This is a genomic window from Streptomyces sp. NBC_01474 (genome assembly GCF_035918215.1).
In the GTDB taxonomy this organism is placed as follows: Bacteria; Actinomycetota; Actinomycetes; order Streptomycetales; family Streptomycetaceae; genus Streptomyces; species Streptomyces aureus.
Genome location: NZ_CP109449.1, coordinates 6,364,176 through 6,387,261 on the forward strand (window position 1 = coordinate 6,364,176; position 23,086 = coordinate 6,387,261).

Here is a 23,086-nt window from a genome sequence, read left to right on the forward strand (position 1 = left end):
CGATCTCCTGCCCGCGGTAGCGACCACGGCGGCGCGCGCCGGTGTCCCCCATTAGCGGTAACGTGACGCCTGATGAACGCGAATTCCGACAAGCAGCTTCCGCCCGTATCGGTGATCATGCCCGTCCTCAACGAGGAGCGGCATCTGCGTGAGGCCGTCGAGGCGATCCTGGCGCAGGAGTACGACGGCGAGATGGAGGTCGTGGTCGCCCTCGGCCCGTCCACCGACCGCACGGACGAGATCGCCGCACAGCTCGTCGCCGAAGACCCCCGCGTCCACACCGTGGCCAACCCGACGGGCCGCACCCCCGCCGCGCTGAACGCCGCGATCAAGGCGTCCCGTCACCCGGTCGTCGTCCGCGTCGACGGGCACGCCGCGCTCTCGCAGGGCTACATCGCCACCGCCGTCCGCCTCCTGGAGGGGACCGGCGCGATGAACGTCGGCGGCATCATGCACGCCCAGGGCACGAACGACTGGGAGAAGGCCGTCGCCGCCGCGATGACCTCGAAGATAGGCGTCGGCAATGCCGCGTTCCACACGGGCGGTGAGGCGCAGGCCGCCGAGACCGTCTACCTCGGTGTCTTCCGGCGCGAGGCCCTTGAGCGGCAGGGCGGCTACAACGTCGAGTTCATCCGCGCCCAGGACTGGGAGCTGAACTTCCGCATCCGCGAGGCCGGCGGCCTGATCTGGTTCTCGCCCGAGCTGAAGGTCTCGTACCGGCCGCGGCCCAGCGTGAAGGCGCTCGCCAAGCAGTACAAGGACTACGGTCGCTGGCGCCACGTCGTCGCCCGCTACCACTCGGGCTCGATCAACCTGCGCTACCTCGCGCCGCCGGTCGCCGTGTGCGCGATCGCCGCGGGTGTCGTCGTGGGCGTGCTCGTGACGCCGTGGGGCTTCGTGATCCCCGGCGGCTACCTGGCGGCCATCGCGGCCGGTTCGGTGCCGGCTGGCAAGGGGCTGCCCCTGAAGGCGCGCCTGCAGATCCCGGTCGCGCTCGCCACGATGCACATGTCGTGGGGCTGGGGCTTCCTGACCAGCCCGCGCTCCCTCGCGAAGAGGGTCATCGCGTCGCGGCGCCCGGCCGTACTCAGCGAGGCGTGAGCTTCTTCCCCGGTCTCTGAGGGGGCCGGTCTCTGAGAGGCCGGTCTCTCCGGGGCCGAGTCCGTCGGCCCCGGAGCACGCGTCACCAGGTGAAGTTCTTGTTCACCTTCATACAGGCCTTCGTGTCCGAACCGTTCAGCGCCAGCGCCGTGTCCGGGGTGGTGTCGTCGTCCTTCGAGGACTTCGGGTAGGTGTTGCCCTCCCGCCAGTCGTCGCCCACGACGAGCGTCACCCCGGAGACATCGGTCGACTTCTTCACCGAGTCCAGCGGAATACCAAGGGACTTGGCGACCCGCTGGGCATCGCCCTCCAGATCGACGCTGGGAAAGCGGATGACCGTCTTCTCCTCGCTCAGTGACTGCGACTGGTCGGCGGACGCCTTCGTGAAGCCCTTCGCGGTCAGGATCTGCGCCACCGTGCCGGCCCGGCCCGACGCCGCGGGCAGCTCCGCCGTCCGTGTGCCGTTCTGCACCTGCACCGCGATCTCGCCGTCGGCCGCCGCCGGATCGTCCGACTCCTTGGGCGGCGCCTTCTTCTTGTCCTTGCCGTCCAGGGCCACGTCCTCGCGCACGAGCCGGAACAGCTTGTCCGCGTCGCCCGGCTTCGGGGCCACGCGCGCGCCCACGTACACGAACGGCATCGTCGTCATCGTGATGCGTTTCGGCGCCGGCTTCTTCAGCTCGTTGCTGAGGTCGTAGAGCTTCTTGACCGTGTCGAGGCCCTCGTCGACGTGGAGCGCCCTCGTGGCCTCCTCGGCGAGGCTGCGCAGCTTGCCGGGGTTGGTGATGGTCGCGTTCTCCCGCATCTGGCGCACCATCGAGTTCATGTACATGTGCTGCGCCTTGGTGCGCGCGATGTCGCTGCCGTCCTCGAAGCCGTAGCGCGTGCGCAGCCACTGCAGGGCCTGCTTGCCCTTGACCGGGTGGGTGCCCTTGGCCAGTTTCAGGCCCGAGCCGTGGCCGAGGCGGTCCTTGGAGTAGATGTTGGCGTCGACGCACACCGGTACGCCGCCGATGGCGTCCGCCATGGAGACCACGCCCGCGAAGTCGACCATCATGAAGTGGTCGATGTGGATGCCGGTCAGCAGTTCCCAGGTGGCCACCGTGCAGCCGGGGCCGCCGCGGCCGAGCGACTCGTTCGTCATCTGCCGCCCCACCGTGGCCGGGTACTCCGTGCCCGTCTTCGGGTCGGTGCACTTCGGCAGCTTGAGCAGGGTGTCGCGCGGCATGCTCACCACCGACATGTTGCTGCGGTCCGCGGAGAGGTGGACCAGCATCTGCACGTCCGCGAGCGGCACGCCGCCGAAGGTGTCCTTGGCGCCGCCGAGTTTCTGGTTGGCCTTGGAGTCCCGCGCGTCCGAGCCGATCAGCAGGATGTTCAGCGGGGTCTGGCCCGCCGCATTCGGCGTCGGCTTCGCCGCATGGTGCTCACCGATGTTGAGCTTGTCCGTCTTGATGTTGCTGTTGAGATGCTGGTACCAGAGGTAGCCCGCTCCCGCGGTGCCGACCGTCAGTACGGCGAGGGTGATCGAGAACCAGCGCAGTATCCGGTGTCTGCGGCGCCGCGGGCGCGCGCCGGCGCGCCGGTGACCGCGCGGCCTGCCGCCGTCACCCTGCCCCTTGTCCTGGCCCTGTCCGCGCTCCGGCCCCCCGGCCTCGCGCGGCGGGCCGACCCTGCCCGGGCCGACCGCGTTGCCTCGCTGACGGACCCGTGCTCGCGGCCCGTCGCCGCGCACACTGCTCTGCCTCATGCCCCACCCCTCCCCGCCCCGGCCTACACGTCGGCCGCCCCGATCCTGTCTGTTAGACAGTCAAGAGGCGGCCGAGGTTGGTCACTTGGCGCACACAGTCTTGTCAGCCGTCGATTTCTCGACGTTGTCCGGAGCCTTCGACGGAGCGGCGATGGGTGTGCCGGCGCTCTGGAAGTCACCACCGAGCGTGAGGATCATGGCCGGCAGGCCCTGATCGTTCTTCTCGCTCTTGCCGGGCTTCAGCGCGGAGGCCGGCAGCCCCATGATGTCGGCCAGCCGCCGCGCCTGGTCGGCCTGGTCGGGAGAGTACTCGAGGGTCGTCTTCGACAGCTTCTTCGGCGCGTTGCCCAGCTGGGTGGACTTCGTGACGCCCTCGTTGTTCTGGAGCCAGGTGAGGGTCTGCTGCGCGGCACCCACGGTCTCGCTGCCGTTGTAGATGTCGACGCGCACGTCGGAGGCGGCGGACTTCGGGCCCTTGAGCTTGGCGGCCTCGGCGGCCTTCTCCTTCTTCTTCGTCTCCGTCAGCGAGACGTCGTTCTTGATCATCGAGAAGACCTGGGGCGCGAGCGTCGGGTTGACGATGACCGTCTTGTGGACGACTCCGTCGGCAGGGTTGTCGATGACCGGCGTCGTGATGAAGGAGATGTTCTTCGGCGGCACCTTCTTCAGCTCGAGCGCGATGTCCTTGAGGTGGCTGAGGCTGCCTATCCCCTTGTCGACGGTGAGGGCCTTGGTGGCCGCCTCCGCGAGGCTCGTCAGCTTGGTGGGGCTGGTCAGGGTGTCGCCCGAACTCATCTTGCGCGCCAGCGATCCGAGGAACTGCTGCTGCACCTTGATGCGGTCGAGGTCACCCTGGTTGCCGAAGCTGTGCCGGGTGCGCAGGAAGGCGAGGGCCTGTTCGCCCTCGACGACGCTGTGGCCCTTCGGCAGCTTGAGGTGCGACTCCGCGTCGTCGACGGGCTTGGCGACGCAGACGTCGACACCGCCCACCGCGCTCGACAGCGTCTTCACCGCGTTGAAGTCGGCCATCATGAAGTGGTCGGGGGTGATGCCCGTGACCTTCTTGACGGTCTCCATGGTGCAGCCCGGGTCCCGGTCGTCCTGGCCGAGGCTGGTGTTGAAGCGCTGGTCCGGCGTGCCGTCGATCGTCCTGAGCGAGCCGTCCTTGTCACGCACCTGGCATGCCGGGATGTCCACGATGAGGTCGCGGGGAATGCTCAACGCGGTCGCGTTCGTACGGTCTTTGGAGACATGGAGCAGGATGTTGGTGTCGGCGTGGCCGACGCTGCCCTTGTCGCCGTAGCCCTCGTTGCCCTTCCCGGTGCGCTTGTCCGTGCCGATGATGAGCAGGTTGAAGGCCTCGTCCTTGCTGAAGCCGTTCTTGGCGCCCACGACGTCGGTGGTGTTGATGTTGCCGTCGAGATGGCGGAGGTACAGGTACGCCCCGCCCACGGCGGCGACCAGGACGAAGGCCATCGTGCCGCCCGTCCACAGAAGCGCCTTCTTCGCCCGCGACTTCTTCTTCGGCCTCGACCGGCGCCTGCCGGCCGGCTCCGGCTGCGGGGCCCGCCGCCTGCGCTGGCCGGGTACCTCGCGGCTGTCCTGTTCCTCGCGGGTCCTGCCGTTCTGCCCGTTCTGCCCGGTCCGTCCCCGTTGCCCGGTGGGGCGTTGGGAAGGCCTGCGAGGTCCGGGTACGGCCGACTGCCCAGAGGAAGGGTTCAGTCGCAGTTCGTAATCGCCGGTGTTCGGGTTGAGTACCCACTGGTCTGCGGGGTCGATGTTGTCCGCCCGCCCACGGCCTTGCGCGTCCACGGTTGTCTGCATCCTCCGTCGGGGCCACGCGGCGCCTTGTCCCCCTCAAGAAGGCGCTCGGTCAGTCGGTAATCAGTGCGCGACCGGCATTGGCCGGGTGCACCGGATCGCTCACACTATCCGCCCAGTTCAGCGTCGAGCGACGGCGGTGACAAATTCCACTCCCCTACAACTGGGCAATCCGTCCTATTTCTTTGGACGTGGCGCGAACCCCTTGGGTATCGCTTTACCCACAGGCATCCTGGGCGGCCGTGTTGCCGCGGAATGTGGGTGCCGGACTGGGGGAGGAACCGGACAACACGGAGGGGTCGCCGGGCTTCCCGTCGTCGTATCCGTCGTGCTCGTACGCCATGTTGTCCGTGTCCGAGCCGTCCTCGCCGGAGCCGTCGGAGGAACTCTGGGCGGAACTCTCCTTCGGGGTCTTTTTGGCGACCACCACGGGGGCGTCGGTGCGCAGTTGCGTGAAGAGCTGCTCGGCCGCGGGCTGGACGAGTTGGTCGCGGTTGGCGTTGTAGATGTAACTGCGCCGCGGCACCGTCAGGAATTGGACGTGTTCGGTCGGAATGTCCCGCATTCCGCGTACGAGGTTGTAGAGACCGCGCAGACTGGCGAGCCCGGGGTCCGTGGTCAGGGAGGAGGTGGCCGCGTCGAGCACGGGGTACAGCTTCGTCGGGTTGAGCAGCACCTGGTTGCTCTGCACCTTGTTCACCAGGGCGCCGAGGAACTGCTGCTGGCGGTCCATCCGGTCGGTGTCGCTGCCGTTGCCGAGGCTCTTGCGGGCCCGCACGTAGCCGAGCGCCTGCTCGCCGTTGAGCGTCTGCTTGCCCGCGGGCAGCTTCAGGTGTGCCGCGCGGTCGTTCATGGGCTCCGTCAGGCAGACCGCGACGCCGTCCACGGCGTCGACCATGTCCTTGAACCCGCTGAAGTCGACGATCATGTGGTGGTCGACGCGGATGCCGGTGAGCTTCTCGACCGTACGGATCGTGCAGGCCGAACCGCCCTGCTCGAAGGCGTAGTTGAACATCGCGAACATGGGGCCGCTGCGGGTGCCCTTGCGCGTGCGGCAGCTCGGTATGTCCACCATCAGGTCGCGGGGCAGCGAGACCGCGAGGGCTCTTTTGTGGTCGGCGGATATGTGCAGCAGGATCGTCGTGTCCGAGCGCTGGGTGCCCGAGTCGCGGCCGTACTTGCGGTTGCCGGCGCCGGCCCGAGAGTCGGAGCCGATCAGCAGGATGTTCTGCGCGCCGCGCACGAGCGAGGTGGGCCGCTCCTTCTCGTAGCGGGCGAGCTCGGCGGCCGCGTCGGTGTCCTCGGTGATGTTCCCCTGGAGCTTCTCGTAGACCGCCCAGCCGGTGCCGCCCGCGGCGAGCACCACGACGCCGACGCCGATCGCCGTGTACCGCAGCCAGCGCCGGCGCCGCCGGGCCGTGCCCGCCCCCGTGGGGGACGAGCCCGCGCCCGGCCCGTGCGTGGCCGGCCCCGCCGCGTCGTCGTCGCCGGGGTGCCGCGGTTCAGGGGGCGGGCCTGCGGATTCGGTCACGTGAGTCCACCCCTCATGACGACGACGGTGCGCAGGTGCGCCCCTTCGACCATCGCCCGGCACGGGGCCCGGGGCCCGGCGGCCCAGGGGTGGACAGGGCCGAACGGGTGACGCCGGCCCGGGTGTCTCAGCGCGCGGTCGCCGAGACCCGCTCGTTCTCCACCCGCTTGGCCAGGGACTCCTGGTCCAGGCCGTCGAGGTGGCGGCACAGGACGACGGAACCGCCGGTGGCGAGCGGCGCGTACAGGCCCGCGCTCAGACCGCGCCAGGTGTCGTACGGGAGTCCGGACAGCAGGCGCGAGCCGGGGCCCGTCAGGCCGAGGTCCGTGGCGTCGGCCCGCGCCTTCTCGACGACCTCGGCGCCGGTGAGCTCGGCCCCCGCGACGACGAGCGCGGGCTCCTCCGGGTCCACCGGCGAGAACGGAGCGAACCGGTCGCCCTGCCCCGGCACCTCGACCGCGTAGTCGGCGAAGCCCTCCGGAGGCTGCGGGAAGCGGCCGCCGAGCGGACGCAGGGCGAGCGCCACCCGCTCGCCGGAACAGGCGCGCGCCCGCTCCAGCGAGTCGGGGCCGCTGACGACGAGGTCGGCGGCGGCCGGGTCGCCGTCGACGTCGGCGACGACTCCGACCGACGCGCACGCGAGCAGCCACACGGCGCTCTGCCAGTGCGCGGGCAGCAGCAGCGCGAGCCGGTCGCCGGGCTGTGCGGCGAGGTCGCCCTGGAGGAGATTGGCGGTCTTGGCCACCCAGTTGGCGAAGGTGGCCACGGACAGTTCGACGCGTTCGCCCGTGGCGTCGTCGTAGAAGGTCACCAGTGGGCGTCCTGGATCGGCGGCGAGCGCGGATCGCAGCAGGTCGGCGGGGGTGCGGTCGGTGGCGTTCACGGGCGCAAGGGTACGCGGGGCGTGCGGTGCCGTGCGGCCGGACGGGGGAACCTCGACGTCGTGTCGGCCCGATGAGCCGTCAATTCCCCTGTCCACCAATGACACTTCCCGATGGACAGATATGTACGGCTATGTCCACGATCGTTGGCATGCGTGGATTCATAGCTTCCTCGATCGGCGTCGCGTGTGCGGCCGCCCTGTCCCTTCCGCTCGCCCTGTCTTCCGGAGTCGGGGCAGCCACGACCCCTTCGGCCGCCAGGGCCCTGACCGCCGGAGCCATATCCGGCAGCACCCAGTCGCTGCCCCTGTCCGTGCTGCCCCGCGACCGCGGCCTGCGCGCCCCGGGCGAACAGGGTCTGACGCAGCGTGATGTGCACCCCTTCTCCCTCGTCGGCGTCGTCTGGGACGACCCGGCCGCCGCGCTGGAGGGCCGCGTTCAGGTGCGTACGCGCGCCACGGGCACCGCCCGCTGGTCCGGCTGGCAGGAGCTGGAGACCCACAACGGCGACCACGCCCCCGACCCCGGGACGGCCGAGCACGACTCGGGCCGGCTGCGCGGCTCCACGGCCCCGCTGTGGGTCGGCGCCTCCGACGGCGTCGAGGTGCGCGTGCGTCCCCAGGCCGCCCCGGCGCACCAGGCCGCCGCGCCCGCCGCGAACTCCGCCGCTCAGGCCGCTCTGCCCAAGGGTCTGCGCCTCGAACTGGTCGACCCCGGCGACGAGCCCCCGCCCGGCGGCGCCCCCGCCGAGGGCCCCCGCACCGGAGCGCTGACCGCAGAGTCGGCGGCTGCCTCCGCCGTCAACGCGGACCTGGCCCCGCTCGGCGCGGACGCCGTCCCCGCCCTCGGCAAGAAGGAGACCGAGAGCGAACTGATCGAGGCCCGCGGCGGTGAGGCCGACGCGAAGGTCAGCCCCTACATCGGCCCGCGCCCGCGCATCGTCACGCGCAAGGGCTGGGGCGCCGACGAGACGCTGCGCGAGCGCACCTTCGCCTACACCACGAAGGTCAAGGCGGCCTTCGTGCACCACAGCGCCACGGGCAACAACTACACCTGCTCGCAAGCCCCTTCACTCATCCGCGGTATCTACCGCTACCACGTGAAGAGCCTGGGGTGGCGCGACATCGGCTACAACTTCCTCGTCGACAAGTGCGGCAACATCTACGAGGGCCGTGCCGGTGGCGTGGCGAAGCCGGTCAAGGGCGCCCACACCCTCGGGTTCAACACGAACAGCATGGGAGTCGCGGTGCTCGGCACCTTCGGCACCTCGAAGCCGTCGGCCGCCGCGGTGAAGGGCCTCGCCCGTCTGGCGGCCTGGAAGCTTGGGCTCTACGGGGTGAATCCGAGCGGCAAGACATATCTCACGTCAGCCGGTGGCAATCTGTACCGCAAGGGAAAGAGCGTACGGCTGAACGTGATCTCGGGGCACCGGGACGGCTACGCGACCGAGTGTCCGGGGCGCCTCCTCTACAACAAGCTCGGCACCGCCCGGTCCACATCGGCCAGTCTCCAGGGCCGCTGACGCCCGGCCGCACCGCACAGTCTGCATACACTGGCCGGCCGAAAGGCAGTTCGACCGGCCCCAGCAGGAAGCAGAGACGACAGGTGACAGAAGCGATCCTCCTGGTCGGCGGCAAGGGCACCCGACTGCGACCGCTCACCGTGAACACACCCAAGCCGATGGTCCCGGCGGCGGGCGTCCCGTTCCTCACCCACCAGCTGGCCCGGGCGAGAGCCGCGGGCGTCGAGCACATCGTGCTCGCCACCTCGTATCTCGCCGAGGTCTTCGAGCCGTACTTCGGTGACGGCTCACGCCTCGGACTGCATCTGGAGTACGTCACCGAGGAGGAGCCCCTCGGTACCGGCGGCGCGATCCGCAACGTCGCGTCCCGGCTCCACTCGGGACCCGACGACCCGGTCCTCATCTTCAACGGCGACATCCTCACCGGCCTCGACATCCGCGCCCTGGTGCACGAGCACGAGACCACCGGCGCGGACGTCTCCCTGCACCTGTCCCGGGTCGAGGACCCGCGGGCGTTCGGTCTGGTCCCCACGGACGCGACGGGCCGGGTCCAGGCCTTCCTGGAGAAGCCCCAGACGCCCGAGGAGATCGTCACCGACCAGATCAACGCGGGCGCCTACGTGTTCCGCCGCTCGGTCATCGACACGATCCCGACGGGCCGCCCCGTCTCCGTGGAACGCGAGACGTTCCCCGGCCTGCTCGCGTCCGGCGCCCACCTCCAGGGCATGGTCGACTCCACGTACTGGCTGGACCTGGGCACCCCCCAGGCCTTCGTGCGCGGCTCCGCCGACCTCGTGCTCGGCCGCGCGCCGTCCCCGGCGGTCCCCGGCCGGCGCGGCGACAGCCTCACGCTGCCCACCGCCTCCGTCGCCCCCGGCGCGAAGCTCACGGGCGGCACGGTCGTCTGCGAGAACGCGACGGTCGGCGAGGGCGCCCGCATCTCGGGCAGCGCGATCCTCGCGGGCGCGACGGTCGAGGCGGGCGCGGTCGTCACCGACTCCCTGATCGGCCACGGCGCCCACGTGGGCGCCCGCACGGTCCTGACGGGCGCGGTGATCGGCGACGGCGCGACGGTCGGCGCGGACAACGAACTCCAGTCGGGCGTACGGGTGTGGTGCGACGCCCGTATCCCGGCGGCGGCGGTGCGCTTCTCCTCGGACCAGTAGGGGCCGGCGAGCCCGACCCCCTACGCTGCAAGGAGCACCCCACCACCCGACGAGGACCCCTTGGCCGGCCGATACGCCCCCCGCCCCACGCGCACCACGGTGCGCGGCGGCGAGACCGTCGTGCCCAGGGCCGTCGTGCCCCGAGCCGTCGTGCCGCGCCCGGCGACCGAGGTGCACACCCGTCGCTGGCTACCGAGGGGCCCGTTCGACCTGGGCCTGACCCTGGGCCCGCTGCGCCGGGGGCCGGCCGACCCCGCCTTCCGTGTCACACCGGACGGCTCGGTCTGGCGGGCCACCCGCACCCCCGAAGGCCCCGGCACCCTGCACGTGGCCCTGCGCGGCGGAGTCATCGAGGCGGAGGCGTGGGGCCCCGGCGCGACCTGGCTCCTTGCCCAACTCCCGGCACTTCTCGGTGATTTGGACGAGCCCGAGGCGTTCGAGCCGCGCCACAGGCTCCTCGCCCACGCCCGCCACCACCGGCCGGGACTGCGCCTGCTGCGTACGGGTCTGGTCATGGAATCGCTGATTCCGTCGATCCTGGAACAGAAGATCACGACGGATGAGGCGTACCGCGCCTGGCGCATCCTGCTCCGTACGTACGGCACCCCGGCGCCCGGCCCCACCGCCGGGCTCGGTCTCCACGTCATGCCGGAGCCGCGCGTCTGGTCTCTCATCCCGTCCTGGGAGTGGCACCGCGCGGGCGTCGACAACAAGCGGGCCTCGACCATCCTGCGGGCCGTCAAGGTGGCCCGGCGTATGGAGGAGGCCGCGGCGATGACCCCGGCCGACGCCCGCGCCCGCCTCGAACTGATCCCCGGCATCGGCCCCTGGACCTCCGCCGAGACGGTCCAGCGCAGCAACGGCGCCGCCGACGCCGTGACGACCGGCGACGTCCACCTGCCCGGCATCGTCGGCTACGCCCTCGCCGGCAACCGCGACGCCGACGACGCGGAGATGCTGCGGCTCCTCGCCCCGTACGAGGAGCAGGGCCAGCGCCACCGCGCGGCCCGCCTCATCCTCCTCAGCGGCCGCACACCCCCGCGCAGACAGCCGAAGATGCGCCGTACGAACATCGCCGACTGGTAGCCGCTCTCCTAGCGCACGACCACGAAGTCACCGGCGTCACGCGCCGGGCGCTCGGCCGGGGCGGCGGCCGCGTGCCCCACGGCCACGGCGCCCATCGGGTCCCACTCCTGCGGAAGCCCGAGCGCCTCGCGCACGACATCGCGGCAGAACATCGTCGACGACACCCACGCGGAGCCGAGCCGCTCACCGGCGAGCGCGACCAGGAAGTTCTGCACGCCCGCACCGGCCGCGACCACGAACATCTCCCGCTCGGCGGCGTCCCGCCGCGCGTGCCCGTACGTGTGCGACCCGTCCATCACCAAGCACGGCACGACCAGATACGGCGCCCGGCGCAGCACGTCACCGCGGCGCACGCGCTTGGCGACGGACTCCTCGCTCTTGCCGTCGCGCCGCAGGTCCTCCACCCACGCGTCCCGCATCGCGTCGAGCAGCCGGACCCGCGAGTCCTGCGACTCCAGGAGCACGAACCGCCAGGGCGTCGTGTGGTGCGGGGCGGGCGCGGTCACGGCCGCGGCGACCGCGCGCCGTACGGCTCCCGGGTCGACCGGCTCGTCCGTGAACGCCCGCACCGTACGCCGCTGCGTCACGGCCTCCCGTACGGCCTCGGACGTGCCGAGCCGGAACATGTCGTCACGCGCGACGCGCACCAGCTCACGCGCGCCGGTGCCCTCGCCCACCACGTGCGCGAGCCCGCGCACGACGGCGACGGGCAGCCCGGCCGCCTTGCCCTTCACCAGGTCCCCGGCGGCGGCCAGCTCGTCCGCCGTGGCGACGACGGTGGCGCTGAGCGGATTGCCGTACGCGTCCGTGCCGCCGCGCAGGTCGTCGAGGACGTGCACGCCCGCGGCGCCGATGGCGACATCGGTCAGGCCGTTGCGCCAGGGGCGGCCGAAGGTGTCCGTGACGACGACCCCGACGTCCACGCCGAGCGCGTCCCGCAGCCCGTCCCGGATCGCCGCGGCGGACGCGTCGGGGTCCTCCGGGAGCAGCAGCACGGTGCCCGCGGGCGTGTTCGACGCGTCGACGCCGGCGGCGGCCATGACCAGGCCCAGCTTGTTCTCGACGATGCGCAGGGTGCCGCGGCGCGCGACGACGCGTACGGTCTCGGCGTCTATGGCCGCCTCGCGGTCGGTGGCCTCGACGATCCGGCCCTCGGCCTTGCTGACGATCTTCGAGGTGACGAGCAGTACGTCCCCGTCGACGAGGCCGGCCTCGGCGGTGGCGATCAGCTTGGCGAGGTCGTCGCCCTCCCGGACCTCGGGAATGCCGGGGAGTGCCCAGGCGCGGAAGGAGGGAGCGTCACTCACGCGCGGACCTCCTCCGCGAGCGTGAGCGCCTCACGCGCCATCTGCGTCGTCGCGTCCAGGTCGGACATCATCAGCGGCACCGCGCGGCAGCGGATGCCCGCCGCCTCGACGCGCTCCACGGTGCCCGCGTCCACCGTGTCGACGAGCCACCCGTCGAGCAGTCCCGACCCGTAGTGCTCGGCGACCGCGGCGGCCGTCGAGTCGACGCCGACGGCGGCGAGGACCTTGTCGGCCATGCCGCGCACGGGCGCGTCCCCGACGATGGGCGAAAGCCCGACGACGGGCACACCGGCTTCGGCGATGGCCTCGCGGATGCCGGGCACGGCGAGGATGGTCCCGACGCTGACGATGGGGTTGGACGGCGGGAAGAGGATGACGTCCGCTTCGGCGATGGCCTCCAGGACACCCGGCGCGGGCTTGGCCTGCTCGGCGCCGACGGGCACCACCGCGTGCGCGTCCACGGAGGCCCGCAGCTTCACCCAGTACTCCTGGAAGTGCACGGCCCGGCGCTCCCCGTCGAGGGTCACCGCGACATGGGTCTCGATGCGGTCGTCGGACATCGGGATGAGCCGCACGCCTGGCTTCCAGCGCTCGCACAGCGCCTCGGTGACCGCGCTGAGCGGATAGCCGGCGTCCAGCATCTGCGTACGGACGATGTGGGTCGCGAAGTCCCGGTCGCCGAGACCGAACCACTCGGGCCCCACCCCGTACGCGGCGAGCTCCTCCTTGACCAGATACGTCTCGTCCGTACGCCCCCAGCCCTGCTCCTCGTTGATGCCGCCGCCGAGCGTGTACATCACCGTGTCGAGGTCGGGACAGACCTTCAGGCCGAAGAGATGGATGTCGTCCCCGGTGTTGCCGATGACCGTGATGACCGCGTCGTCCGGTGCCGCCTGCTTGAGACCGCGAAGGAACCGGGCACCACCGATGCCGCCTGCCAGAACCACAATGCGCATGTGTCCAGCATCGCAGGCGGGTACGACAGTTCGTCAGGCGGTCACGGCATCTCGCGTGGCGTCGCTGACGCAGCGGGGGGCGTGCATGGGCATCTCGGTGAGGCCGGGGTAGTACACGTGGAGACTGACGGCGGGTTCCAGCGCGTCGTTGACGACCTCGTGGACGTAGCCGGGGGCGAAGACGCGCTGTGCGCCGGGCGCGAGGGTGCGGGAGCCGCGCTCCGAACGCTCCGTCAGCTCGCCCTGGAGGACGGTCAGTATCCCGGAGGAGCGGCCGTGGTCGTGCAGTCCGCTGCCCTGTCCGGGCACCCAGGACAGGAGCCAGACCTCGTAGCCGGGACCTGTCTGCAGGCGGTGGTACCAGCGGCTGGTGGCGTCGTACTCGACGAGGTGTTCCCACCGGCCGCGGTCGGCGGCGATGGTGCGGGCCAGGCCGGCGAACTCGGCGACGGTGGCCGGGTGCTCGCGCGCGGGCTGGAGCAGGTGGGGTACTTCGAGGATGTCGCCGGCGATCTGGAGGTCGCTGTTGCTGTTCATGGGTATGGGGGTTCCTCGGCGGAGTGCGGTGTGCTGGGGGATGTCGCTTGACGGCGCCCGGCACAGGTGAACTGCCGGGGGAGTGGAGCGAGGGGATTCAGCCGGAGCGCGGTGGGCTCAACAGCTGGGACAGCAACAGCGACAGCGCGCGTGGGCAGCACCGAGGGACCCGGGTCGGGTCACGGAAAGCGCCAAGTTCGCGAGCATGCCCACCAGGACACCGGTTCATTCCTCCTCTGTCAACTAGGTGTCCGGATTGTGGGATATGTTTCACCTCATCCGGTTACCCTGCCAGGCGAAAGGTTTGTTCACCTTCCGGCCGGGACACATGGCGCATCAACCGGGCGTGCAAACGCCGTCGCGTTCCCGTGATCCGAATGTGATCCGGAACGCTCCGGCGCCGCTCCCGGAACGAGATCAACGCCCGAGGCGTCCTTCCTTGCAGAGGCCCGCGTGAGGTCTGCCGGAGCTCTTGGGGGAGCGACGGCCGGGATGGGCCTCTGGCAAGTGTCAAGATTTAGGCCGATTTGAACACTTTCCGCATACCCTTGGTTCCGCAGAGTGAATAAGGGACCCAATAGCAGATCTCGGCTTGACTGGCTCGTATCGGCACACTTGTAATTTCACTCGTGTCGTTCAGCCGAAATCGGTGACGGCAGCATCACGGGGACGCACAGACGGACGAGGGGCGCACTATGACCGAGTCGTTTCAGCAACTGCTGGTCGAGGACGCGGAAGAGGAACTCGGCTGGCAGGAGCGCGCACTGTGCGCCCAGACCGACCCCGAGTCCTTCTTCCCGGAGAAGGGCGGCTCCACCCGGGAGGCCAAGAAGGTCTGCCTCGCCTGCGAGGTCAGGTCCGAGTGCCTCGAGTACGCACTCGCCAACGACGAGCGGTTCGGCATCTGGGGCGGCCTCTCGGAGCGGGAGCGGCGCCGCCTGAAGAAGGCCGCGGTCTGAGGCGACAAAGACTGCGGAACGCCGCAAGGCCGCACGAAGCCCCGAACCAAGGCCCGCAGCCGGGACCGGAGCCGGGGCCGCACCGAGGACCGCAGCAAGGACGCCGTCCGAAGACTCTTTTCCGCGTAGCGATCGGCCCGTCGCCCTGGGTTGTCCACAGGGGGCGGGCCGCCGTTGTTGTCAGCCGTTAGTGTGGGGCCCCGTCCGAGACGACCCAGCGCCCCGCGGGGCACAGGCGTCCACCGCAGTCCAACGAACCGGGGCCCGTACCTCGATGTCCGTGCACAGCCATTCGGCAGGCCAATTCGACACTGCCGCAGCCGCGTTCAACCCGGGGCACGCCGCAGGGCCAGACCCGGCCAGGCCACCCGAGTTCCCCAGACATGTCGTCACCGCCGTGCTCGTCTCCCACGACGGAGCACGCTGGCTGCCCGACGTCCTGTCAGGACTGCTCGGCCAGGAGCGCCCCGTACAGAGCGCCGTAGCGGCCGACACCGGCAGCGCGGACGCCTCCGCCACGCTGATCGCCGACGCCATCGGCGACGAGCGCGTTCTCCACCTGGCCCGCCGTACCGGCTTCGGCCAGGCCGTCGACGAAGCGGCGCGCACCGCGGGAGTGCTGACCCAGGAGGAGCTGCCGTACCTCAAGCGCCCCAGCGGCTGGGACCCCGTCAGCCGGAGCTGGCGCGACGACGCCTACGACATGCCGGAGTTGCCGCACGGCGAGCCCGAGCAGTGGCTGTGGCTCCTGCACGACGACTGCGCGCCCGAGCCCGACGCGCTCGCCGAACTCCTGCGCGTCGTCGAGAACGAGCGCGAGATCGGCAACGAGGTCGCCGTCGTCGGACCCAAGCTGCTCGGCTGGTACGACCGCAGGCAGCTCCTCGAGGTCGGCGTCTCCATCGCCAACTCGGGGCGCCGCTGGACCGGCCTCGACCGCCGCGAGCAGGACCAGGGGCAGCACGACCACGTGCGACCCGTCCTGTCCGTGTCCACCGCCGGCATGCTGATCCGGCGCGATGTCTTCGAACAGCTCGGCGGGTTCGACCGCAGGCTGCCCCTGATGCGCGACGACGTCGACCTGTGCTGGCGCGCCCAGGCCGCCGGGCACCGCGTCGTCATCGCCCCCGACGCCGTCGTCCGGCACGCGGAGGCCTCCTCGCGCGAGCGCCGCACCGTCGACTGCGTGGGCCGCACGGCGACGTCGCCGCACAAGGTCGACAAGGCCGGCGCCGTCTACACCCTGCTCGTCAACGCCCCTACGGCCGTGCTGCCCTGGGTGCTCCTGCGCCTCGTCATCGGCACGCTCGCGCGTACGCTCGCGTACCTGGTCGGCAAGGTTCCCGGCCAGGCGCTCGACGAGATCACCGGACTCCTCGGCACCCTGCTGCGGCCCGAGCGGATCCTCGCGGCCCGCCGCAGGCGCGGCAAGGGAGTGGTCGACGCCAAGGAACTGCGGCCGCTCTTCCCGCCGCCGGGCGCCACGGTCCGGCTCACCGTCGAGCAGGTCGCGGGCAGCGTCTTCGGCGCGTCCGACCCCGAGATCAACGCCGCGGGACGGCACGGCAGCGCCGTCGAGTCCGGCCCCGGCGGGGACGACGCGGACTTCCTGGAGATCGAGCAGTTCGCCCGTCTCAAGCGCATCGCCCGCAAGCCGGGACCGGTGCTCTTCGTGGTGCTGCTGTTCGTGTCGCTCATCGCCTGCCGCGCGCTGCTCGGCGGCGGGGCGCTCGCGGGCGGCGCGCTGCTGCCCGCTCCGGGTGACGCGTCCGCCCTGTGGTCGCGCTATCTCGACGGCTGGCACGCGGCCGGCACGGGCGGCACCCAGTCCGCGCCGCCGTACCTGGCGCTCGTCGCCGCGTTCTCCACGCTCCTGTTCGGCTCGACCGGACTCGCCGTCACCGTGCTCCTCGTCTGCTCGGTGCCGCTCGCCGGCTTCACCGCCTACTTCGCCTCGCGCCCCCTGGTCACCTCGCGCCTGCTGCGCGCGTGGGCCTCGGTCGCGTACGCCTTCCTGCCCGCCGCCACCGGCGCGCTCGCCGGCGGCCGGATCGGCACCGCGGTCCTTGCGATCGTGCTGCCGCTCATCGCGCGCGCGGGGTTGTCCGCCAGCGGCTTGATGAACCACGCGGGGGCGCGCGGCAGCTGGCGCGCCACCTGGGCGTACGCCCTCCTGCTGACCCTCACGACGGCCTTCACGCCCATCGTGTGGCCGATCGCGCTCGTCCTCGGCATCGCGCTCCTCGCGGTGCGCCGCGGCGACATCACCGCGTACGGGCTCCGCTTCCTGGCCGCGCTCGGCACCCCGCTCCTGATCCTCGCGCCCTGGTCGCTGACGCTGCTTCCGTTCGGCTTCTTCAAGGAGGCGGGCCTTCCGTACGGGAAGGGGTCGGCGTCCGCACTCGGCCTGCTCGGCGCCTCGCCCGGCGGCTCCGGCACCCTCGGCGGACTGCTGCTCATCGGCATCGTCCTCGCCGGGCTCGCCGCGCTCCTGCGTACCGAGCGCCGTGCCGCCGTCCTCACCGCCTGGGCGATCGCCCTGGTGGCCCTGGTCTTCGCGGCCCTGTCGAACAGCTCGGCCTGGGCCGGGCCCGCGACCCTCGTCTACGGCATCGCCCTCCTCGCCGCCGCCGTGCTCGGCGCCGACGGGGCACGCTCGCGCGTGGCCGAGCAGAGCTTCGGCTGGCGGCAGCCGGTGGCGGCCCTCATCGCGTTCGCCGCGGTGGCCGGACCGCTCCTCGCCGCGGCGGGCTGGATGATCCGCGGGGCCGACGGCCCCCTGGAGCGCCGCGACCCCACCCAGGTGCCCGCGTTCGTCGCCGAGGAGAGCGACACCCAGGACCAGGCCCGCACCCTCGTCATGGACAGCGACTCGGCCGCCAGGGTGTCGTACACCCTGGTGCGCGGCGCCGGCGCGCGCCTCGGTGACGCCGAACTGACCGAGGCGGGCGGCAGCAACAAGAAGCTCGACAAGGTCGTCGCCAACCTCGTCGCCGGCTCCGGCGCCGACCAGGCCGACCAGCTCGGCGGCTTCGCCGTGCGCTACGTCCTCGTGCGGGCGGGCGCGCCCCGGCAGATGAGCCGCGTCCTCGACTCCACGCCCGGCCTGTCCCGGCTCAGCCAGCAGGACGGCACCGCCCTGTGGCGCGTGGACCGGCAGGTCTCCCGCGCCGCGATCGTGTCCGGGTCCGACGAGCCGCAGCCCGTCGCCGCGGGCCCCGTCGAACTGCACACGAAGATCCCCGAGGGCAAGGCCGGCCGCGTCCTGCGCATCGCCGACACGGCCGACGAGGGCTGGACGGCGACGCTGGACGGCGCGCCCCTGACGAAGACGACCGTCGACGGCTGGGCGCAGGGCTTCGAACTGCCCGCCACGGGTGGCCGCCTGGACGTCACGTTCGACGCGCCGATCTCGCACGCGGCCTGGCTGTGGGCGCAGGGCGTGCTCGCTCTCGTCCTAGTGGTGCTCGCGCTGCCGGGCCGGCGCAGGGACGTGGACGACGACCTCCCCGAGGAGCCCGTCGTGCCCGCGCAGGCCGTCGAGGGCGAGGGCCGCAGGGCCCGCCGCCTGCGCGCCCAGGCGGAGGCCGAACAGGCCGCGGCCGAGGACACGGACGGCGCGGTACCCCCGCCGCCCTCGGAGGAGGAGCTCGCCGCGGCCGGTGTGCCGCAGCAGCCGTCGTACGGCGAGTGGGACACCCCCACGTACGCGGCCGACGACTACGGCCAGTACCCCGCGGGCGATCAGCAGCAGTACCAGGGCGGCGCCTATCAGGGCACGTACGACCCGACCCAGCAGGCGGATCCCTATCAGGCGGACCCCTACCAGGCCGGCCAGTACGACCCGTACGCCTACGGGGACACGTACAACGCCCAGCAGCAGTACGGGGAGCAGGCCTACGACGCCCCGTACGAGCAGCCGCAGCCGCCCGCGCAGCCGCCGCACGGCACCGACAGTGAGCGCCCCGACGGGAGCCAGCAGTGAACCGCACCACCCTGTCCCTGATCGCCGCGGCCGCGGCCCTCGCAGCCGTCACCGGTTTCGCGGCGGCCACCGCGCCCGGCGGCGGCGACTCCGCGAAGGCGGCCGCGCGGCTGCCGGTGGAGCGCTCCAGCCTGTTGTGCCCCGCGCCGAGCACGTCGGACCTCGCCGAGACCGTGTACACCTCGTACACACCGGCCTCGAAGGGGTCGGGCAGTTCGGGCAAGGCCGCCCTGTCGCCGGCCACGCGCGAGCTGACGGACGGCACCGGGAGCGGCAAAGGCAAGGCCGACAAGCCGGTGCTGTCCCCGCTGAAGCCGGGCAAGCCCGTCGCCGGTGAGTCGTCGGGCGCCGAGTCGCCCGCGCTCGTGGGGAGCGCCGACGGGAATCTCGCGCCCGGCTGGACCGTGCAGCAGACGACGGAGGTGGCCGCCGGCACCGGCCGCGGTCTTCTCGGGGTGAACTGCTCGGCGCCGGACACGGACTTCTGGTTCCCGGGCGCCTCCACCGCCAAGGAGCGCAGCGACTACATCCACCTCACGAACCCGGACGACTCGGCAGCAGTCGTCGACGTCCAGCTGTACGGGGCGAACGGTGCCATCAAGTCCGATGTGGGCGAGGGCATCCAGGTCCAGCCGCACTCCAGCGTGCCGGTCCTGCTGTCCACCCTCACCGACAAGCCGCAGACGAACGTCACGCTCCACGTGACGGCCCGCAGCGGCCGGGTCGCCGCCGCCGTCCTCGCCGCGGACGACAAGCTCGGCGGCGACTGGCTCCCGGCGTCCGCGGACCCCGCGGGCACGGTCGTCCTGCCCGGCATCCCGAAGGACGCCACGAGCGTGCGCCTGGTCGCCTTCACGCCCGGCGACAACGACGCGGACCTGAAGATCCAACTGGCCACCCCGACCGGCCGCATCACCCCGGCCGGGCACGAGAGCCTGCACATGAAGTCGGGGATGACGGCCGCCGTCGACCTCGGCGACGTGACACGCGGCGAGGCCGGCTCCCTCGTCCTGACGCCCACGGGCGACTCGGCCCCGGTCGTGGCCGCCCTGCGCGTCGTGCGCGGCAAGGGCGCCGACCAGGAGTCGGCGTTCATCCCGGCGACCCGGCCCGTCGGCGCGCGGGCGACCGTCGCCGACAACCGCGCGAAGGGCTCGACGCTGTCGCTGACGGCGCCGGGCGCGGCGGGCACGGTCAAGGTGACGGCGTCGGCGGGTACCGAGGGCGGGACCCCGGTCACGAAGACGTACACCGTGAAGGGCGGCACGACGATGTCCGTGCGGCCGCCGGTCCCGGCGGGGCTCAAGGGGTCGTACGCGCTGACGGTGGAGCAGGTGTCGGGCGGGGAGGTCTACGGCTCGCGGATGCTGGACGTGTCCGACGCCGACGTCCCAGGCGTCCCCATGTTCACGGTCCAGACGCTCCCGGACGACCGGGGGACGGTCTCGGTGCCGCACGCGGACCAGGATCTGTCGGTACTGCAGAAGTGATCTCGACGTGACCCGGTCCGCCGGGTCACTCCTCGTCGCCGTAGCGCGGATCGACCGTCTCCGGGGACAGGCCGAGGAGTTCGGCGACCTGCTCGACCACGACCTCGTGCACAAGGGCCGCGCGCTCGTCGCGGCCCTTGGTGCGGATCTCGACCGGGCGACGGTAGACGACCACGCGCGCGGGGTGCCCCTCACGCGCCGCGATCGTGGAACCCAGGGTCACCGACTCGTCGCTCCAGCCCTCGCCGGCCGTGCCGACCGAGGGCACATCGAGGATGAGGAAATCGATGTCGGCGAGCTGCGGGAAGCGCCGCTCGAGCCGCTCCACGGAGTCCTGCACCAGATCCGCGAACCCCGCGGCCCGGCTCGCGGAGAGCGGGACCTGAGGAGGGGCGACGGGCCCTCGCATGCCCCTGCCGTGCCGGTCGCGGCGGCGGGGAGGCTTCGGCTCTGCGGCGGGGGGCGGTACGGGGTTCTCCATCACTGACGCAGCGTAGTCCTCCCGCGCACGCACCCGCCCGCGGTGGCCCGCACGGAACCGGCATGTCGCTTCCTGACCGATCAAGCCAAACTTGGGCGCGATTCGGCATCCCTCCCGGACCGGTGACCGCGCGGCTCCTGTCGGTATTTGCCCCGCCCGGTGACCACGCGCACCAGGGGCGCGGGGCGTACCACCCCCGGTCCGCGCAGGTCAGCGGGGCGCTCCCGGAACCCTGTGTGCGCCGCTGCGCACCACGACACGGTGGGGTGACCTCCCGGGGAGTCGTCGCGGCCCGCTCAAGAGTGCGGTACCGTCCATCGCTGTGAGCCCTGTACGTCGCTGTTCGCGCACCGCTTGCGGCCGTCCCGCCGTCGCGACGCTGACGTACGTCTACGCCGACTCGACCGCGGTCCTCGGCCCCCTCGCCACCTACGCCGAACCCCACTGCTACGACCTGTGCGCCGAGCACTCCGAGCGCCTCACCGCCCCGCGCGGGTGGGAGGTCGTCCGGCTCGCCGACACCTCCGGCCCCTCGCGCCCCAGCGGCGACGATCTGGAGGCCCTGGCGAACGCCGTGCGTGAGGCGGCCCGCCCGCAGGAGCGCGCGGCCGAGGCGGGCGGCTCGGGCCCCCGCACGGCGGACCCGATGGAGGTCGCACGCCGCGGCCATCTGCGGGTGCTGCGCTCACCGGACAACTGAGCCGGACCCCCACCCGGTAGCCGGGCCGGCGGCCGGATTCGGACTTCGGTTTCCCCTTTACGGAATCTCCTTCGTCCCACTCATTGACCTGAGTTTGTTGCGGACACAACAATTTCGCCACCCAGAGCCCCGGGAGGCGCCCGTGTTCGTCCAGCAGCTTGAACCGGTGGCCGGATCGCTCGGTCTGTCCGCACTAGTCGCGACCCTGCCCCTGGTCACCGTGCTCGTCCTGCTCGGCGCCGTCCGCATGAAGGCCCACCTCGCGGGCCTCGTCGGGCTCGCCGTGGCCGCCCTCGTCGCCTGCCTCGCCTACGGGATGCCCGTCGGCCAGACCGTGTCGAGCGCCGCACAGGGGGTGCTCTTCGGGCTCTTCCCCATCATGTGGATCGTCGTCAACGCCCTGTGGGTGTACCGGATGACCGTCCGCACCCGGCACTTCGACATCCTGCGCCGCTCCTTCGGGCGGCTGTCCGACGACCCGCGCATCCAGGCCCTCGTCATCGCGTTCTGCTTCGGCGCCCTGCTGGAGGCGCTCGCCGGATTCGGGGCACCCGTCGCGATCTGCTCCGTGATGCTCGTCGCGCTCGGCTTCGACCCCGTGAAGGCGGCCGTCGTCGCCCTCGTCGCCAACACCGCGCCCGTGGCCTTCGGCGCGATGGGCACCCCCGTCGTCACCCTCGCCCAGGTCACCGGGCTCCCGCTCGACTCCGTCGCCTCCGTGGTGGGCCGTCAGACACCGCTGCTCGCCCTGCTGGTGCCGCTCATCCTCGTCTGGCTCGTGGACGGGCGGCGCGGCCTGCGCGAGACCTGGATACCCGCCCTCGCCTGCGGAGTCGCCTTCGCCGCCGCCCAGTTCGCCGCCTCGAACTACGTCTCCGCACAGCTCGCCGACATCGGGGCCGCGCTCATCGGCGCGGGCGCCCTCGTCGCCGTGCCGCACGCGCGCAGGCCCGCCGCCGAACCCGTACGCGCCGCCGTCCTGACCGGCGTACGCAGCGAGGAGCTCGACCAGGACGACCCGCGGCCCGAGGTCCTGCGCGCCTACGCCCCGTACGCGCTCATCGTCGTCATCTTCTCGATCGCGCAGATCCCCGCGGTCAAGGACTGGATCGCCCAGGCGACACGCGTCTTCGACTGGCCCTTCCTGAACGTCGCGAACCCCGAGGGCAAGCCCGTCGGCGGCAACGTCTTCACCCTGCCGCTCGTCTCCACCGGCGGCACCCTCGTCCTCCTCGCCGGCGCGATCACGGCCGCCGTCATCGGCGTCCACGCGCGCGTGGCCGTACGCGAGTGGCTGGCGACCGTGTACGAGCTGCGCTTCGCGATCCTCACCGTGACGAGCGTCCTGGCCCTCGCCTACGTCATGAACCTGTCCGGGCAGGCCGCCACCATCGGGCACTTCGTCGCCGCGGCCGGTGCGGGCCTCGCGTTCCTGTCGCCCGTACTCGGCTGGTTCGGCGTCGCCGTCTCCGGATCCGACACCTCCGCCAACGCCCTGTTCGGCGCACTCCAGGTCACCGCCGCCCAGCAGTCGGGCCTGTCCCCCGAGCTGCTCGCCGCCGCGAACAGCTCGGGCGGCGTCCTCGGCAAGATGATCTCGCCGCAGAACCTCACCATCGCGTGCGCCGCCGTCGGGCTCGCGGGCAAGGAGGGGGACCTGTTGCGCAAGGTGCTGCCGTGGAGCGCGGGACTGCTGCTCGTGATGTGCCTGATCGTGATGGCGCAGAGCTCCCCGGTCCTGGGCTGGATGCTGCCCTGACAGCTGACTGTCGGTCCGTACGGGTAGTTTGTGCTGTCCGAAGCGGACTTCAGG

17 protein-coding genes are annotated in these 23,086 nt (G+C 71.9%); 9 read left to right on the forward strand and 8 right to left on the reverse strand.

Annotated elements, in window-relative coordinates; genetic code table 11:
• Positions 1-72: 72 nt before the first annotated feature.
• Positions 73-1,101 carry a glycosyltransferase family 2 protein gene (locus OG758_RS29180; protein ID WP_326712668.1) on the forward strand — a complete coding sequence of 343 codons (1,029 nt, stop codon included), beginning with the start codon at positions 73-75 and terminating at the stop codon, positions 1,099-1,101.
• Between the two features lie 82 nt (positions 1,102-1,183).
• On the opposite strand, the gene OG758_RS29185 is transcribed toward OG758_RS29180, so the two are convergent.
• The 4 genes from OG758_RS29185 to OG758_RS29200 form a co-directional block, all read right to left on the reverse strand.
• On the reverse strand, positions 1,184-2,851 hold the full coding sequence (locus OG758_RS29185; protein WP_326712669.1) for an LCP family protein: 1,668 nt from the start codon (positions 2,849-2,851) through the stop codon (positions 1,184-1,186).
• Between the two features lie 81 nt (positions 2,852-2,932).
• Positions 2,933-4,663: an LCP family protein gene (locus OG758_RS29190; protein WP_326712670.1), complete on the reverse strand. Its 1,731-nt coding sequence runs from the start codon at positions 4,661-4,663 to the stop codon at positions 2,933-2,935.
• Between the two features lie 226 nt (positions 4,664-4,889).
• Entirely contained in the window at positions 4,890-6,068 is a 1,179-nt protein-coding gene (locus OG758_RS29195) for an LCP family protein (protein ID WP_326716069.1), read from the reverse strand.
• A gap of 262 nt (positions 6,069-6,330) precedes the next feature.
• Positions 6,331-7,086, reverse strand: coding sequence for a TIGR03089 family protein (locus OG758_RS29200; protein ID WP_326712671.1), 756 nt, complete (start codon positions 7,084-7,086; stop codon positions 6,331-6,333).
• Positions 7,087-7,235: 149 nt separating this feature from the next.
• Here OG758_RS29200 and OG758_RS29205 point away from each other — a divergent pair, with 149 nt between their 5' ends.
• The 3 genes from OG758_RS29205 to OG758_RS29215 all read left to right on the forward strand — a co-directional run bounded on the left by OG758_RS29205 (position 7,236) and on the right by OG758_RS29215 (position 10,858).
• On the forward strand, positions 7,236-8,606 hold the full coding sequence (locus OG758_RS29205) for a peptidoglycan recognition protein family protein (protein WP_326712672.1): 1,371 nt from the start codon (positions 7,236-7,238) through the stop codon (positions 8,604-8,606).
• A gap of 83 nt (positions 8,607-8,689) precedes the next feature.
• Positions 8,690-9,772, forward strand: a complete 1,083-nt coding sequence (locus OG758_RS29210; protein ID WP_326712673.1) for an NDP-sugar synthase — start codon at positions 8,690-8,692, stop codon at positions 9,770-9,772.
• A gap of 60 nt (positions 9,773-9,832) precedes the next feature.
• Positions 9,833-10,858 (forward strand): DNA-3-methyladenine glycosylase family protein, encoded by a 1,026-nt coding sequence (locus OG758_RS29215; RefSeq protein WP_326712674.1) that lies wholly within the window; start codon positions 9,833-9,835, stop codon positions 10,856-10,858.
• Between the two features lie 8 nt (positions 10,859-10,866).
• Here the strand turns inward: OG758_RS29215 and OG758_RS29220 are convergent, their stop codons facing one another.
• Genes OG758_RS29220 through OG758_RS29230 form a run of 3 tightly spaced genes read right to left on the reverse strand, consistent with a single transcriptional unit; the run spans position 10,867 to position 13,658 of the window.
• Entirely contained in the window at positions 10,867-12,165 is a 1,299-nt protein-coding gene (locus OG758_RS29220; protein ID WP_326712675.1) for a coenzyme F420-0:L-glutamate ligase, read from the reverse strand.
• Entirely contained in the window at positions 12,162-13,121 is a 960-nt protein-coding gene (cofD, locus tag OG758_RS29225) for a 2-phospho-L-lactate transferase (protein ID WP_326712676.1), read from the reverse strand. The genes OG758_RS29220 and cofD overlap by 4 nt, the downstream gene beginning before the upstream one ends.
• 33 nt (positions 13,122-13,154) lie before the next feature.
• Positions 13,155-13,658, reverse strand: coding sequence for a cysteine dioxygenase (locus tag OG758_RS29230; protein ID WP_326712677.1), 504 nt, complete (start codon positions 13,656-13,658; stop codon positions 13,155-13,157).
• Between the two features lie 695 nt (positions 13,659-14,353).
• Here OG758_RS29230 and OG758_RS29235 point away from each other — a divergent pair.
• The 3 genes from OG758_RS29235 to OG758_RS29245 all read left to right on the forward strand — a co-directional run bounded on the left by OG758_RS29235 (position 14,354) and on the right by OG758_RS29245 (position 20,092).
• Positions 14,354-14,617 carry a WhiB family transcriptional regulator gene (locus tag OG758_RS29235; RefSeq protein WP_093617031.1) on the forward strand — a complete coding sequence of 88 codons (264 nt, stop codon included), beginning with the start codon at positions 14,354-14,356 and terminating at the stop codon, positions 14,615-14,617.
• Between the two features lie 274 nt (positions 14,618-14,891).
• Positions 14,892-18,602: a glycosyltransferase family 2 protein gene (locus OG758_RS29240; protein WP_326712678.1), complete on the forward strand. Its 3,711-nt coding sequence runs from the start codon at positions 14,892-14,894 to the stop codon at positions 18,600-18,602.
• Positions 18,599-20,092, forward strand: a complete 1,494-nt coding sequence (locus OG758_RS29245) for a DUF5719 family protein (protein WP_326712679.1) — start codon at positions 18,599-18,601, stop codon at positions 20,090-20,092. Before OG758_RS29240 ends, OG758_RS29245 begins: the two co-directional genes overlap by 4 nt.
• Positions 20,093-20,117: 25 nt before the next feature.
• Here the strand turns inward: OG758_RS29245 and OG758_RS29250 are convergent, their stop codons facing one another.
• Positions 20,118-20,573, reverse strand: a complete 456-nt coding sequence (locus tag OG758_RS29250) for a metallopeptidase family protein (protein ID WP_326716070.1) — start codon at positions 20,571-20,573, stop codon at positions 20,118-20,120.
• A gap of 322 nt (positions 20,574-20,895) precedes the next feature.
• On the opposite strand from OG758_RS29250, the gene OG758_RS29255 reads away from it, so the two are divergent.
• On the forward strand, positions 20,896-21,273 hold the full coding sequence (locus OG758_RS29255) for a DUF3499 domain-containing protein (protein WP_206302118.1): 378 nt from the start codon (positions 20,896-20,898) through the stop codon (positions 21,271-21,273).
• A gap of 142 nt (positions 21,274-21,415) precedes the next feature.
• Entirely contained in the window at positions 21,416-23,032 is a 1,617-nt protein-coding gene (locus OG758_RS29260; RefSeq protein WP_326712680.1) for an L-lactate permease, read from the forward strand.
• The last annotated feature ends 54 nt before the right edge of the window (positions 23,033-23,086 follow it).